Source organism: Leptospira koniambonensis, assembly GCF_004769555.1.
In the GTDB taxonomy this organism is placed as follows: Bacteria; Spirochaetota; Leptospiria; order Leptospirales; family Leptospiraceae; genus Leptospira_B; species Leptospira_B koniambonensis.
The window spans coordinates 748,371-762,181 of sequence record NZ_RQFY01000004.1 but is presented as its reverse complement, the minus strand read 5'-3'; the positions used below and the strand labels follow the sequence as shown (position 1 = coordinate 762,181).

Here is a 13,811-nt window from a genome sequence, read left to right as displayed (position 1 = left end):
GTAAGCTGATTATGGATTTCCTTAAGGAGGATACATTTAAATGAAAATTGGTAAAAAACTCACAAGCTCTGTTATAGTATTAGCTCTTCTATTATTCGTTGCTTGCAAAAAGCAGGAAGAAACGCCTGTAGCTCAGGTTATAGGAACAAAATACTCAGGCTGGGACCAGTGGATCTACAAAAAGCCAGGAACTACTGACAAAGCTGAGCAACTTACTCTTGTTTACGGAAATGAGGAAGTTAGCGGATTAGAAGTCGTAAACCATGAAAGTACAGACGCAAAAGGTGTTAAAACATCTGTGGAATACCTTAAAGTTAAAACCGTGGACGGAAAAGAAGGTTATGGACTTTCTAAAAACTTCTTCGATGCAGTTCTTTTCGTAGTAGGTCCAGGCGATAACGCGTTTGCTAAAAATTCATTAACTTCTCCTTCTAAAGGAAAACTAGAAAAAGGAATGTCTTGCTTTGAATTAGAGGCAAGTGGTGATTTTTCTAAAGTTCGTTGTTATGCTTCTATAGTGAAGGCAGGAAAATTAGAAACTTTATATGATGTTTGGATCCAAGGAGCTTCTTCTAATATTTCCAGAGATCCTATTCTAGGAGATAGTATCCGAAATCTAAAGTCTGCTAGTAATAAATTAATTGAAGCTAGTAAATCAACAGATCCTGCAAAACAAGAAGAGCTGAAAACTGCAGCTGCAAAAGCTTTAAAATCTGTTGCTGAGAAAGGTGATGTCTATCTGGAAGATGCAAATACTATTGCTTCTGAATACGGATTAACAATTACTGAATAATCAGATTTCTAAATAAGATTCTTATACAATAAGAATAGAATTTGAAAAGCCCGGATATTCTCCGGGTTTTTTTATTTAAATTAGAAACTCGGGTAGAGTTATTATTTCCAAATCTCTTTCATTTTCTCTAGATTCTAACGTGTACAAATAAAAAACCCCACCATTTTCACGGCGGGGTTTTCCATTTCAGTCAGAGTAAAAACTCGAACTAAATATTATTTACCGATTTCTTGAGCTTTAGCTACGAGAGCGTCGCGTCCACCTGGAAATTTAGCGTAAATAACACACTGGCATTCTTCCCAGTTGTCTTTAGAAACATCGCTAGGATCGGAACCTGGACCAGTAGCTTTACACTCGTAAACTCCTACTCCTTTAACGATACCTGCAGAAGTACCAACGATAACAGAAGCAGTTGCTTCACCGTCGGAAACTCCGGATGCGGATTCAACAGTCTCACCGACCATTTTTTTAACAACGTCGGAAGCGCCTTGTAAGCGAGAAGCTTCACGGCAAGTAGACTGCATCATAGCGAGACTTTTTTTCGCAACAGCTTTAGCAGATGCGCGAGAAGCGAACTTCATGTAATAATAGTCTTTAGGATTGGTATCTCTTGGAGTTTTACCGTCGTTTCTTTGCTCAGGTGGTCCACCCCAGCCTTCGAAAGACCATCCTCCGTCACCAACGGAAGTAGCATCTTTTTGAGCGGTATTCGCTCCACAATAGGTAAGTAATGCAGCAGATAGCGCAATAACGATTACTTTCTTGATCATCATTTTCTCCTTGATCAGATGGAATTGAGGAATATATCCATTAAACGGATTCCGCAAGCCATTTTTTAATGAATACGTTTAAAATTAAAAGCAGCCAACTTTTTGGTAAAAAAATATTTATTCGCAGCGCACAATTGTCAAAAAATTTCCGAAATTATCTTTTTGTTCTGCTAACTCTGGCGGCTAGCGACGCAATAGCGACGACAGTTGTATTTGTTCCTGGAAATTGGGAAGGACAAGCTCCTCAGTCTTTAGAAGGAACAGGAGAAAAGCCTTACGAGTTGGCAAAATTAGGTCAGTTCTATGCGACTCGGATCTATTCTCTTGAGATTAAAGAACAACTCTCTCCGAATTCAGATCCGGAAATAAAAGATTTTCTAATTCCCCAAGTCTCTAGAGAAAAATTCAAACAAACTTGCTCTAGACTTAAACCGGATTATGTAGTTAGAGACCAGTTGTCGATTGAGGAGAAGATCAGGATCGATCGCTCTGTGTATGATTGTAACCTTTCTAAAATGGAAGAATATTCTATCATAGGCAGAAAGGATCTATTCGAGACTTTAGAGAAGTTGACCAAGGATTCCTTTCCTTTGGTTCCAAAGAAAAAGATAAAAGAATATTCTAGAGAACCTGTCCGAGCTGCGAAGTCACAGATCATCGTATTAGATTCTTCTCATTCTTACGCGCCTGAAAGAAAAGAATTTATGTCGCAATTAGAAGCAATCTCTTGGCAACCCGAAACAAAATTTCGTTTAGTTGTTTTTAGCGAGAATGGCTCGAAAGTTTTTCCTGAATCCAGCCGTTCAGAACTTCTCAAACAATGGAAGGATTTTAAATCCGAAGGAAAATCAAGTACTCAGGATCTTACAAATGCACTCCTTCGATTAAGAAGGATTCTAAGTTCAGAAGATTCTCCAGGAAAGAAGAAGGAAAGAATGATCAGCATTCTCACTAATGCCAAGGCTTCTAATTCTATAAGCGGATATGGTGCTGCGATTGAGGGTTTGAATCAGATCGGTGCAAAAGTTTCCATTCTATATTCTTCTTACGCTGGACCGGAAGCGCGTAGGGAACATAAAGAAGCAGCAAAAAGGGGAGCAGAATTCAGAGAAGTTTCCTATTTCCAGAAAATTGTAACTCCTAGAGATTCTAAAACTCTGGTCTTCAAAGAAGGAAAATTATACAGCACCGGAGCTTCTCCTGATCCAAAAATGAAAATGGAAGACTCTTCTCTCGAAAAAGTGGAGTTTGCAGGTAAGTATTCCTTGGGAGAATTCTTAAATCCATGGAGTTTAGGAAGTATTTATGAAGAAGTGAAGAAGGAGAAGATCCTTACTTCTGAGCCTGTCCGCAGTAATTTTGCATCTTTATTTTCTTCTTCCGTAAGTGAAGCTTCAAATTCAGAATATTTCGGAAATTTTCCGAAGGTTTTAGTCAAATCAGGGTCTAAGGCATTCTGGATCCGAGTTCCAAACATAACCGGATTTTCAGAAGGAAAAAAAGGAGTGTGGGCGGTTACGTTTCTTTCATCCTCTTTTTCTTCGGAGGGGGTCGAAGTAATACCGGATTCGTTAGAACGATATACTTTCTCTACTGCTAAAATTTTGGAATGTGATCCTTCCGTTGCTCGGAATTATTTGAGAAATACGGAAAAATTCAAATTCGATTGTTTAGTAAAGGGAGAGATCCTGGAAGTTTCTCAACCGTAGCAGAGCCATGGAAGAATCTAATTTTATAGCATTATCCCCTTCTACCCGTAAAATTCTGGATCGTATGAAACAAGCGGTATCTTCGGATTTACCGATCTTGTTTTTAGGAGAGTCAGGTACCGGAAAAAGTTATTTAGGTTATCTGTTTCATTCCTATTGTAAAGACAGGTTTCCTCAATACCAAGTTTTCGATTTTTCTGTTTCAGAATCCGATGAAGAAACTTCGGAGATCTTTTCTAAGTTAGATGGCAAAGCTGGAGTAACAATCTTCTTAGAAGCCTTCTCTAATCTGAACCCTAGTTTTCAAGTGCAACTTTTGCAAAAGATACGGAATGAAAAAGGAAAGAATAGATACTTACTTTCTGATCAACCTGATCTTTCCGAAAAAGTCAAGTCTGGTAGATTACAAGAATCTCTGATGACTGAGATACAAACTCTTCAGGTTAAAATTCCTACGTTAAGAGATAGGAAGGAAGATATTCCTCCTTTGACTCGATTCTTTCTGGATCTGATTGGTAAAAGATATAATCGCAAAAATATTAAAGTTTCTGAGAAGTTAGGAAAGTTCCTATTAGAATATGATTATCCGGGTAATCTTCATCAGTTAAAAAATCTTTTGGAAGCAATGGTCTCTATGCATAATGTGAAGACCTTGGATACAAAACATCTTCCACCTGAATTATTCGAAACAGGATACAAACAGAACGATAATCTTACTGTTCGTACTGGAATTCCTCTCAGGGATTATGAAAGGGAAATTATCAGACGTAATTTGATCTTAGTGAATGGGAACAGAGAGAAGGCTGCGAGAATATTAGGGATTTCTGAAAGAACGATTTATAGAAAGATTACCGAGTTCGAATTGTTCGATTCCGAGGATGGAAAAAATCCTCCATCTTCCTGAAGAAATAATAAACGGTTTCTTCTTTTTCGGAACCTGTTTTGATCTTTTGGTTCATTTCTAATAAAAACTCATATAGTTCTTTAATTTCCATATCGTTAAAGGCAGAACTTTCTTTCCTGAGCCTTTTGAAAGTGTGATTTTTTCTAGCTGGAGAATAAGCTCCAATTCCAAGTAGATCAGACTGTTCTTTTTCACTTAGAACCTTATCATACATTCTCAGAATAATTTTATAAATTCTTAATTTATCTAAATGGTCTTTTACTAAGGAAAGAAAAATAAGAAGTGAGTCCTTCCCTATTTTGAATTTGGAAAATTCTCTGGAAAATCTTCCATAATCCTTTTCGAAAAAATAATCTACAATCTCAGAAGAGCTGAACTCAGAACTTTGGAATAAAACTTCTTTTAGATCCGCAAGATTGAAACTTTTTTTACCTAGATATAATTTCAGTTTTTCTAAATTTTTTAAGTAAGCACCTGCGCTTGGATTTACTTTGAGTAAAAATTCTTCTTCTGCTTCTTCGTCTAATTTGACTTCTACTTCTTTGGAGGCTCTTAAGAAAGCCTCTTTTCTTTTATCAGGAAATATTTTAGAAGATTTAAAATGAGAAACCTTGTCTCCGAATATGGAGATCAATTCTTTTGGAAGGTCCCAATGATCATAATGGATCAGAATTCTTACCGTATCTGGAATTGAAAAAGATTTGGGAGAAGTTTTAGATTTTGTTTTTCCTAACCAAGGTTTAAAGAATGTAACGCCTGATTTAATGATAAATAATTTCTGGGCCGCGAACATATCCAGGTTTCCGGCTTCATTCTGAAAATTCTCCAGATCTCCAGGTTCCGCTACGAAAACTACGATCTCATAAGGATCTGCACTTTTTTTATACGCGACCTTGTAAAGATCACTGACTACGCCGAATTCGTAAGAATCCTGAGAGACTACAAATAGGATCTGAGGCAAAGACTCCAGGCTCGGTTTGGTCTTATGCAGAAAATCGATCAGATTATCGTAGGAATTCGAAACTTTGGTATCGGCCACGGAAATCATTTTGGAAGGATTTACAGGAGAGTCAAGCGGATGATCCGATTCTTTTTCTAAAGTAGATCCGAGATTTTTCCGATCTTTTAGATAGGTTTAAGCCATATGAGAATCAGCGACGGCGTACAGAGAATTTCTGCTCAAGAAGATTATCTTACCTATATCAAGCCGATCCTGAATCAGTCTAGAGTTCCTGCAATTGAGCCAATTCGCCAAAGAGATTTTTCCGATTTAGGAAAATCTTTGAAACTATATGGCCCTGATGGAAGTTCTGCACCGGAAGGAACTTCCGCATCTAAGGGTCGATTCTTAGATCTTTACGTTTAATTCCCCTTCTTCTTAACTTAATAATCAGAGAAACCTACTCCAAAGAGTGTGGTATAAGAAAAATTTACGGATCGGAAATCCTAGGATATTAGAATAAGATCCCTGAAAACTTTTTGCTGGTGAATTCGGATCTTGGATCCCATAAGATCCTGCTTTATCGTATGGTTTACAAACTTTAATATATTCTAAAATTTCAGATTTGTTCCAAGGATGGAATTCCACTTCTGAAATATCGTAATCGAAAATTTTTTGATTCTTAGTCATGATCCCAAGTCCTGAAAACACCTGATGTGTTTTTCCAGAAAGTTCTGAGATCATAGAAATTGCTTCTGATTCATCTGCGGGTTTTTGCAGGATCTTATTTTGGAAAACTACAATTGTATCTGAGGCTAAGATTATATCTTCTGGGCCCTCTGACTTTGGTCCAAGTTTTGCCAGAGTCACTCTTTCTAAATAACTAACGGGTGTTTCTTGGTGAAGACTAGTCTCGTCAATGGGCAAAGCTAGGATTTGGAAATTTAATCCTAAGGATTGTAAGATCTCTTTTCTTCTAGGAGATTGGGATCTCAGAATAAGCATATATCCATCCTGAAAGAAAAGCCTTGCCAGACACTCCTTTTCCCAGTATCAATGTTCGCACGGATCGAACCAATGAATTTATTTCTTAGATCATTCTTCTCTATACGCACCCTAGTTTCGCTAATTCTTGTCTCACTTATGGCTTTCACTTCTTCTTATTCCCAAGAAGCTAAAAAAGTTGCACCTAGCGATAGTCCGGAGACCAAACCGACTAATTCAAATGTGGATCCAAAATCCAGAGCTTATTCTTTGCGTAAAAAATCTTGGGTGTCTTTACGATATCTTAGGACCAGTCTTTTAAATTTTGGGAAGAAGGCTGACTGGGATACTTGTCTCGCAGATTATTCAAAAGCAGAATCTTCTTTTCAAAGAGGGGAATGGGAACCTGCAGGAAACCAATTCCAAACTTTAAAAACTAAACTGGATCAACTTGCAGAAGCTCAAGCAAAAGAAGTGTTCAATCGTTCTGATGCGTTGGAGAAGGATATCCAACCTAAGATTGTAGATCTAAAATTGAATACAGAAGCGCCCGGCAAACAATACATTCCCGTAATGGAAAAACATCTTCAGATCTATAGAGATACTTGGCAGGCTGCCAAGTTAGAAAGAGAAGTTGGAAATCAAGGACAGAATTTATATTTTGCTAAACAAGGTCTGTTACAACTTTATAAAGCCAAAATCCTTCTGGAAAAATCCAAAGAAGGAAAATTGGAATCAGAAGAAAAACTTACTAAAAACAAAGTTTTGGAAACAGACTATTTAACTCCTGAAGAAGTAAAATACTGGGACGATTGTCTGGAAGTATTGAACGAATCAGAAGAGAAAAATCGCCAAAAAGAAAAACAGGCAATCATAAGCGTATACCAATATAGAACAGGCAAAAAACCGGGTGATGGTAAGAACAATGCAAGCTCTACGAATTCGCCGACGAGTAGCGAAGGTAAAAAGTAAGAGTCTTTCGGGTTTTCTTTCCGAATATAAGAATAGAATATGAAATTATTTAAAATTATCTTACTTCTATTCTTTCTTTCCTCAGTATCTTGCCGTGGTTTCAATCTTCAAAATTTTAAAAACCATACTTTTGAAAGCACCTGCGATTGGTTCGATATATTCTGCGATAAAATTGTGGTGAATCCGGATCTTTCTGACTGCGATCCATTTCATGAAGAATACGAAGGATATTCTCATTATATAGATCGTGGAGTTTTAAAGAACGATTATAAAATAGAAGAAGAAGCAAAACTAGAAAAAGAGCCTAATGATCCTACGGAACCTTTACCTAAGAAAAAAGAAAAGATCAAGGCAACCAATACGGATTATGGAAATAACATGAGAATAGATTCTAAAAAACTATTCGAAAGATATGATATTTCCGCAGGAAGAAGATCCGACAAGGATAGATCCAAACACCCTTGTGGTGTTTTGCAAAATGACAGCAAACCTAAAGTGTATTATTCGGAACCTAAAACTACCGACAAGGGAGGAGAATTTTGAAAAACGTATTCGATTTAACAGGTAAATCAGTATTAGTAACAGGAGCAACCAGAGGGATTGGAAGACAGATCGCTCAGGGATTTTTGGACGCAGGTGCAACAGTTTATGGAACTGGATCTTCTGCGGAGTCAATCAAACGTTTAGAAGGATCTGGCATCGAAGCATTTGCTGCTGATATTCGCCAACCTGGAGCAATGGATTCTATCATTGAAACATTGAGCAAAAAACACGGAAAGTTGGATGTACTTGTAAATAACGCAGGAGTAGCGACCAATCTACCTGCAGGTTTTTTTAAAGAAGAGGACATACAAAATGTGACACAGACCAATTTTGTGGGAGTGTTTCGTGCGAGTCAGGCTTACTATAAAATACATAAGAAAAAAGGCGGGAACATTATCAATATCGCCTCAGTCCTAGGTATGGTCGGCACTAAATTTGCGTCCGTGTATTGCGGAACAAAAGGTGCGGTGATTAATATGACCAAGGCCCTCGCGGTAGAATGGGCAGGTTCCGGATACAGAGTGAACGCGATCTGTCCGGGATTTATAGATACGGACATGACGGAGATGATCAAGGAAAGACCCGAAGTATTGGAGCAAATGAAAGCAAGGATCCCAATGTCTAGATTAGGCAGACCGGAAGATCTTGCTGGTGCAGCAGTTTTCTTAGCTTCAGATGCAGCGGCTTACGTTACCGGTCAGACTATCGTCGTGGACGGAGGTGTTACTTCCGGTATATGATATTAGAATTACATCCCCAGAATCCTGAGAAAAGGATCCTCGGACAAATTTCCAAAAAATTATCCGAGGGAGGGGTGTATGTATTTCCTACCGATACAGTTTACGGTTTGATTGCAGACTCCCAATCTCATGCTGGAGTCGAAAAATTATACAAACTGAAAAACATTTCCAAGAACCAACCTCTGTCACTTCTTTGTGCTGATATTTCTACCGCATCTAACTATATGGAACAACTTTCCAACGAAGCGTTCCGTTTGATGAAAAGAATTACTCCTGGACCTTATACATTCGTAGTGAAAGCGAATAAACATCTTCCTAGAGTTTCTTTCTCAAATCAAAAAGATAAAAATATCGGGATAAGGATTCCTGATTCTAAATATTTACAGGCTTTGTTGGAACTTCATCCAAATCCTCTTACTTCTACTTCTGTATTTTTTAAAGATGAGTTCGTGACCGATGTGGACATGATCGAAAAAGAATACGGCAACAAAGTAGATGGGATCTTAGATGGAGGGATCCTTGAACTAGAGTTATCTACCATTCTTGATTGCACTGGAGATGGAATTTCCATCTTAAGAGAAGGCAAAGGAATGGAGAAGATCAACTCATTATAATCTCTGGAGGCAATCGTGCAAAAAAGACAATTGGGAAAGATAGGTCCACTCGTATCCGAACAAGGATTGGGTTGTATGGGAATGTCCGATTTTTATGGAAAGACAGATGATACTGAATCCATTGCAACCATACATCGTGCGATAGAGTTGGGAGTTACATTATTCGACACAGCGGATATGTACGGTCCTCATATAAATGAAGAACTTTTAGGAAAAGCTATCAAAGGTAAAAGAGACCAAGTAGTGATAGCAACTAAGTTCGGTATCATGAGAGATCCAAATGATCCTTATAAAAGAGGATATAATGGAAAACCTGAATATGTAAAAGCAGCCTGCGAAGGAAGTTTGAAACGTTTAGGTGTGGATACAATCGATCTATATTACCAACACAGAGTAGATCCAGATACTCCTATAGAAGAAACTGTAGGTGCAATGGCGGATTTAGTAAAACAGGGAAAAGTAAAATATATAGGACTTTCTGAGGCAGGGATTGATACAATCAAAAGAGCTGCCAAGGTACATCCTATCTCTGCTTTACAGACTGAATATTCTCTTTGGACTAGAGATCCTGAAGATGGTATCTTACAAACATGTAGAGAACTCGGAATTGGATTCGTAGCGTACAGCCCACTTGGCCGTGGATTTTTAACTGGGCAGATCCAAAAATTTGAAGATCTGGATCCAAACGATTTTAGAAGGAACTCACCTCGTTTCCAAGGTGAGAATTTCCAAAAGAATTTAGAACTAGTGGCTAAGATCAAAGAGATCGCTAACGAAAAATCTGTTACAGCTGGTCAGCTCGCATTGGCTTGGGTTCTTGCTCAGGGACAAGATATAGTTCCGATTGCTGGAACCAAAAGACGTAAATATCTGGAGGAGAATATTGGAGGAAGTTCTGTCAAATTATCTAAAGAAGATCTAGACAGGATCAATTCAGCTGCTCCTAAAGATGCAGCGGCCGGATTACGTTATCCGGCTACTAGTATGGGTTCTGTAGGAAGATAATCGATTAGGAAGGCTTATTTAGTTTTTAAAGCAGCCTTCCATTCTTCTTCTTTAAAACCTACTAATCCAAAATTTTCCCCTAATACAAAAGGTCTTTTTACCAGGTTTCCATTTCCGGAAAGTAGTTCGAACTGCTCGTCCAGGCTCATTTTGGAAAGTTTGTCTTTAAGACCTAGTTCCTTGTAATCACCACCGGACGTATTGAATAATTTTTTGGAGTCTCCGCCTACATACCCCAGCATTTTTTTGAGTTCTGCCTTGGTGGGTGGGGTTTCCCGGATTGCCTTCTTGTCGAAATCGACTTTTTTACCTTCCAGGAATTTTAGGGCGTTTCTGCATGTGCTGCAGTTTTTGTATTCGTAAACTTTCAACTTCACGGTTGGATCTCCTACAAAGCTTTCCCTTTCCAAATTGGGAATTTATGTCGTCTTTGCAAGCCGGAACCGACAAAAAAACTTTACCTTGAAAATGGAAAGTTTTGCCGATAGTATTCCTTAGGACGCTCTCGAAGTGCTGAATAAAAAGACCTCTCTAACCGGAAGACAAAAAGCGGCCATTTTTCTAATCGCCGTAGGGTCCGACGTATCTTCGGAAATTTTCAAACATCTACGTGAAGACGAGATCGAACAGATCACGTTCGAGATCGCACGTTTAGACAAGATCACTCCTGAGGATAAGGAGAAGGTCCTCGTAGAATTCAACGAGCTTATGATGGCTCAGGAATTTATCTCGAACGGAGGTATCGACTTCGCGAGGGGACTATTAGAGAAGGCTCTAGGTAACCAGAAAGCGATCGATATCATCAATCGACTCACTTCGAGTTTGCAGGTTCGTCCTTTCGACTTTATTCGTAGAACTGACCCTCAACACTTATTAAACTTTATCCAGAATGAGCACCCTCAAACAATCGCATTAATTTTATCTTATTTAGATCCTCAAAAGGCATCCAGCATTCTCTCTGGTTTGCCTCATACTATTCAGGCAGAAGTTGCAAAAAGGATCGCTACCATGGACAGGGTTTCTCCGGACGTTCTTCGAGAAGTGGAGAGGGTATTAGAAAGAAAACTTTCTACATTGGCGAGTGAGGATTATACCTCTGCCGGTGGTATTGATTCAGTCGTTGAAATTTTGAACCTTGTGGACAGGGGAACTGAGAAAACAATCATCGAAGCTCTGGAAGAAGAAGATCCTGAACTTGCAGAAGAGATCAAAAAGAGAATGTTCGTATTCGAGGATATCGTATTACTCGACGACCGCGCGATCCAAAAAGTATTAAGAGAAGTAGACAACTCAGATCTAGCAAAAGCTCTCAAATCTGTGGACACAGAAGTTCAAGAAAAGATCTTCAAGAACATGTCCAAACGTGCCGCGAACCTACTCCGAGAGGATATGGACTTCATGGGACCTATTCGTATTAAAGACGTGGAAGACGCTCAGCAAAAAATCGTTAACATTATACGTAAGCTGGAAGAATCCGGAGACATCGTTGTCGCACGTGCTGGCGAAGACGAACTCGTTATGTGAGGTCCGAACCTGGACCATATATCTCACAAACGATTTGTATTCTGGATCTGTGTAACCTTACTGGTTTCTCAGTTTGGTTGTATCTCCGACTCTAAACCTGTTCGAAAAATAGATTTCTCTGAGTTAGAATGGGTCGGAAGACTTATAACAGAAACTCCGGCCGAAAAGAAAGCGGAACCTAAAAATAAAAAACTGGAAGCTGCTTCGGAAGATTGGACTCCTCTTCCGAATTTACCTTGGACATTTAATAGTCTTTTCCAGATCCCGATGGATTCTGGTCTTCACCAAGTTGAGATCAAAACAGAATTTAATTTAGATAAAACAGACGACTTACTTAAGATCCCGGCAGGAATCTATATTTCAGATATAGGCGAGAACTGGAAAATTTCTCTGAATGGAATTATAGTTAGAGAAGAATGGTATGAACCTAAAGACGGACAACTTACTAAGAACCGATCCGTAAAAGGTCTAATCATTCCTCTTCATCATGGGATCTTAAGGGCAGGTAAAAACGATCTGAAAATACGTTTTATGGGAATGGCAGATAGCAATCCTATAAAAGCAAATGATCATTTTGGATTTTATCATCCTAAAAATTTTAGGATCTCTTCTCTCGAAGAAATTTATAACTCAAGCTCAGAATACTTTGATATATTTCTTTTTGGGATCTATTTTATATTCGGGTTCTATCATGTTCTGTTCTTCGTAACCAGAAAGCAGGATATTTATTATCTGTATTTTGGTCTTTTCTCCCTCTTCTCTTCCGTATATTTTTATTTTACCACTTTTCATATATATAATAAATTTATAAATTTTCCTGGCGGTCCTGATACGGAATTTTTCTTTAGAGGAGAAATTTCAGCTCTCATTCCAATGGTTCCTATCTTTATGCTTTTTGCTAAAGATTTCTTTTACCAAAAAGAAGGAAAGTTTTGGATCATTCGTACATTCTGTGCTTTAAGTGGGATTTTGTTCTTAGCAAACTGGGTTCTTCCTTATAAATATGTTCTTCCGAATTTGACTGCTTTCCAAATTCTACTGTTTTTGATGCTTTTGTATGTGATCTTCTTCTCTGCAAATGCGATCCGTTTGAAAAAACCTGATTCAGTTAAACTTGCAGTTGGTATTGGGGTTTGTGGTCTTTTTGGACTTTGGGATACGATTGATGCGATGACTAAGATTGCAGGATTCCATTATCCTTTCTTTAAGATTTCTTTCTCTGTTTTCATTCTCGTGATCATTAGCCTTTTGGTTTCTAGATATGTGAGTTTGTACAAACAATCTCAAGCTCTCAACTTAGAGATTGCAAAACAAAGAGATGCATTCTACAGATTCGTTCCTTCCGAATTTATTTCTATCTTAGATAGAGAAAGTCCTGTTGAGATCAAAATAGGCGACTCTAAAGAAAAGACGATGTCTGTATTCTTTGCGGATTTAAGAGGTTATACTTCTGTCTCTGAAAAGCTGAGTCCAGATGAGAATATAAAATATCTGAATAGATACTTCTCTGCATTTGAAGATATTATATTTAAGAATGCAGGTTTCGTGGATAAGTATATCGGTGATGCGATTATGGCATTATTCTCCGATCATAGCGATAGAGCGGAGAAGGAGAATTTCAACTCTGCTGACAACGCTCTTCAGTCAGCGATTGATATGGTCCGTTATGTAGAATCACTAAATGATGGAATTGGGATCGGCGCCGATCTGGGAATCGGAGTTAATACTGGGCCTTTGATCTTAGGAACTGTAGGTAGTGAGAGAAGGATTGATACTACAGTTGTAGGTGATACTGTAAATTTATCTTCTCGAGTCCAAAGTCTTTCTGGTTTTTATAAAAGTAAAATTTTAGTAACCCATCATACTTTCTTACGTTTGAATTTGTTATCGGATGTAATGGCAAGAGAGATAGATACAGTTATCGTAAAAGGTAAGACTCAGCCGGTCATCTTATATGAAGTCTTTCAGGCGGACGAACCTGAATCAGTGGATTGGAAAGAAGGCTCCAAAATGAAACTGAATGAAGGGATCGCTCTCTATAAAGCAGGCCAATTCAAGAATGCTTTCTCTATCTTTAAGGAATTATACAAAGAAAAGCCTACAGACAATATCGTAAAACTGTATGCTAAAAGAACCAAAATGATCCTTGGCCAGGCTCCTCCAGGAGATTGGGATGGGATTTTCAGGCTTCACAGAAAATAATTTCCAATTTCAATCTATTCTTCTAAAATTTGGGGAACGTATAAAATCTTCTCCTGTCAGATGTTTGCTCGGTTTTGTAATCCGAATTTAACCTCATTCAAATAGGAAATT

Annotated in this window: 15 protein-coding genes; 11 read left to right on the top strand and 4 right to left on the bottom strand. The window is 38.2% G+C overall.

Annotated elements, in window-relative coordinates; all coding sequences use genetic code 11:
* Window positions 1-40 precede the first annotated feature (40 nt).
* Window positions 41-793 carry a lipoprotein LenA gene (gene lenA, locus EHQ52_RS07635; protein ID WP_135614615.1) on the top strand — a complete coding sequence of 251 codons (753 nt, stop codon included), beginning with the start codon at window positions 41-43 and terminating at the stop codon, window positions 791-793.
* A 215-nt stretch (window positions 794-1,008) separates the two neighbouring features.
* Here lenA and EHQ52_RS07630 read toward each other — a convergent pair whose 3' ends face one another.
* On the bottom strand, window positions 1,009-1,563 hold the full coding sequence (locus EHQ52_RS07630) for a lipoprotein LipL21 (protein ID WP_100704893.1): 555 nt from the start codon (window positions 1,561-1,563) through the stop codon (window positions 1,009-1,011).
* Between the two features lie 134 nt (window positions 1,564-1,697).
* On the opposite strand from EHQ52_RS07630, the gene EHQ52_RS07625 reads away from it, so the two are divergent.
* Together EHQ52_RS07625 and EHQ52_RS07620 are read left to right on the top strand one after the other, a co-directional pair.
* Window positions 1,698-3,272 (top strand): LIC10012 family protein, encoded by a 1,575-nt coding sequence (locus EHQ52_RS07625; protein ID WP_135614614.1) that lies wholly within the window; start codon window positions 1,698-1,700, stop codon window positions 3,270-3,272.
* A 7-nt stretch (window positions 3,273-3,279) separates the two neighbouring features.
* Window positions 3,280-4,176 (top strand): AAA-type ATPase lid domain-containing protein, encoded by an 897-nt coding sequence (locus EHQ52_RS07620; protein WP_135614613.1) that lies wholly within the window; start codon window positions 3,280-3,282, stop codon window positions 4,174-4,176.
* Here the strand turns inward: EHQ52_RS07620 and EHQ52_RS07615 are convergent.
* Window positions 4,121-5,224, bottom strand: a complete 1,104-nt coding sequence (locus EHQ52_RS07615) for a DNA polymerase III subunit delta (RefSeq protein WP_135614612.1) — start codon at window positions 5,222-5,224, stop codon at window positions 4,121-4,123. The two genes, EHQ52_RS07620 and EHQ52_RS07615, sit on opposite strands and share 56 nt — an antisense overlap.
* A 96-nt stretch (window positions 5,225-5,320) precedes the next feature.
* Between EHQ52_RS07615 and EHQ52_RS07610 the strand changes: the two genes are divergently transcribed.
* On the top strand, window positions 5,321-5,542 hold the full coding sequence (locus EHQ52_RS07610; protein WP_135614611.1) for a hypothetical protein: 222 nt from the start codon (window positions 5,321-5,323) through the stop codon (window positions 5,540-5,542).
* Window positions 5,543-5,566: 24 nt separating this feature from the next.
* On the opposite strand, the gene EHQ52_RS07605 is transcribed toward EHQ52_RS07610, so the two are convergent.
* On the bottom strand, window positions 5,567-6,121 hold the full coding sequence (locus tag EHQ52_RS07605) for a nucleoside triphosphate pyrophosphatase (RefSeq protein ID WP_135614610.1): 555 nt from the start codon (window positions 6,119-6,121) through the stop codon (window positions 5,567-5,569).
* 72 nt (window positions 6,122-6,193) lie between these two features.
* On the opposite strand from EHQ52_RS07605, the gene EHQ52_RS07600 reads away from it, so the two are divergent.
* The 5 genes from EHQ52_RS07600 to EHQ52_RS07580 are packed head-to-tail and all read left to right on the top strand — an operon-like array spanning window position 6,194 to window position 9,974.
* Window positions 6,194-7,072, top strand: coding sequence for a hypothetical protein (locus EHQ52_RS07600; protein WP_135614609.1), 879 nt, complete (start codon window positions 6,194-6,196; stop codon window positions 7,070-7,072).
* A 39-nt stretch (window positions 7,073-7,111) separates the two neighbouring features.
* On the top strand, window positions 7,112-7,615 hold the full coding sequence (locus tag EHQ52_RS07595; RefSeq protein ID WP_135614608.1) for a hypothetical protein: 504 nt from the start codon (window positions 7,112-7,114) through the stop codon (window positions 7,613-7,615).
* A complete protein-coding gene (locus EHQ52_RS07590) occupies window positions 7,612-8,355 on the top strand; it encodes an SDR family NAD(P)-dependent oxidoreductase (RefSeq protein WP_135614607.1) in 744 nt (247 codons plus the stop codon). Before EHQ52_RS07595 ends, EHQ52_RS07590 begins: the two co-directional genes overlap by 4 nt.
* A complete protein-coding gene (locus tag EHQ52_RS07585; protein WP_135614606.1) occupies window positions 8,352-8,969 on the top strand; it encodes an L-threonylcarbamoyladenylate synthase in 618 nt (205 codons plus the stop codon). Before EHQ52_RS07590 ends, EHQ52_RS07585 begins: the two co-directional genes overlap by 4 nt.
* A 15-nt stretch (window positions 8,970-8,984) precedes the next feature.
* Window positions 8,985-9,974, top strand: coding sequence for an aldo/keto reductase (locus tag EHQ52_RS07580; RefSeq protein WP_135614605.1), 990 nt, complete (start codon window positions 8,985-8,987; stop codon window positions 9,972-9,974).
* Window positions 9,975-9,988: 14 nt separating this feature from the next.
* Here the strand turns inward: EHQ52_RS07580 and EHQ52_RS07575 are convergent, their stop codons facing one another.
* Window positions 9,989-10,351 carry an arsenate reductase family protein gene (locus EHQ52_RS07575; protein WP_100708651.1) on the bottom strand — a complete coding sequence of 121 codons (363 nt, stop codon included), beginning with the start codon at window positions 10,349-10,351 and terminating at the stop codon, window positions 9,989-9,991.
* 133 nt (window positions 10,352-10,484) lie between these two features.
* On the opposite strand from EHQ52_RS07575, the gene fliG reads away from it, so the two are divergent.
* Window positions 10,485-11,498 carry a flagellar motor switch protein FliG gene (fliG, locus tag EHQ52_RS07570; protein WP_008589915.1) on the top strand — a complete coding sequence of 338 codons (1,014 nt, stop codon included), beginning with the start codon at window positions 10,485-10,487 and terminating at the stop codon, window positions 11,496-11,498.
* A gap of 267 nt (window positions 11,499-11,765) precedes the next feature.
* The gene (locus EHQ52_RS07560) at window positions 11,766-13,700 is read left to right on the top strand and encodes an adenylate/guanylate cyclase domain-containing protein (RefSeq protein ID WP_135614604.1); all 1,935 of its coding nucleotides are present in this window, start codon (window positions 11,766-11,768) and stop codon (window positions 13,698-13,700) included.
* Window positions 13,701-13,811: the final 111 nt, after the last annotated feature.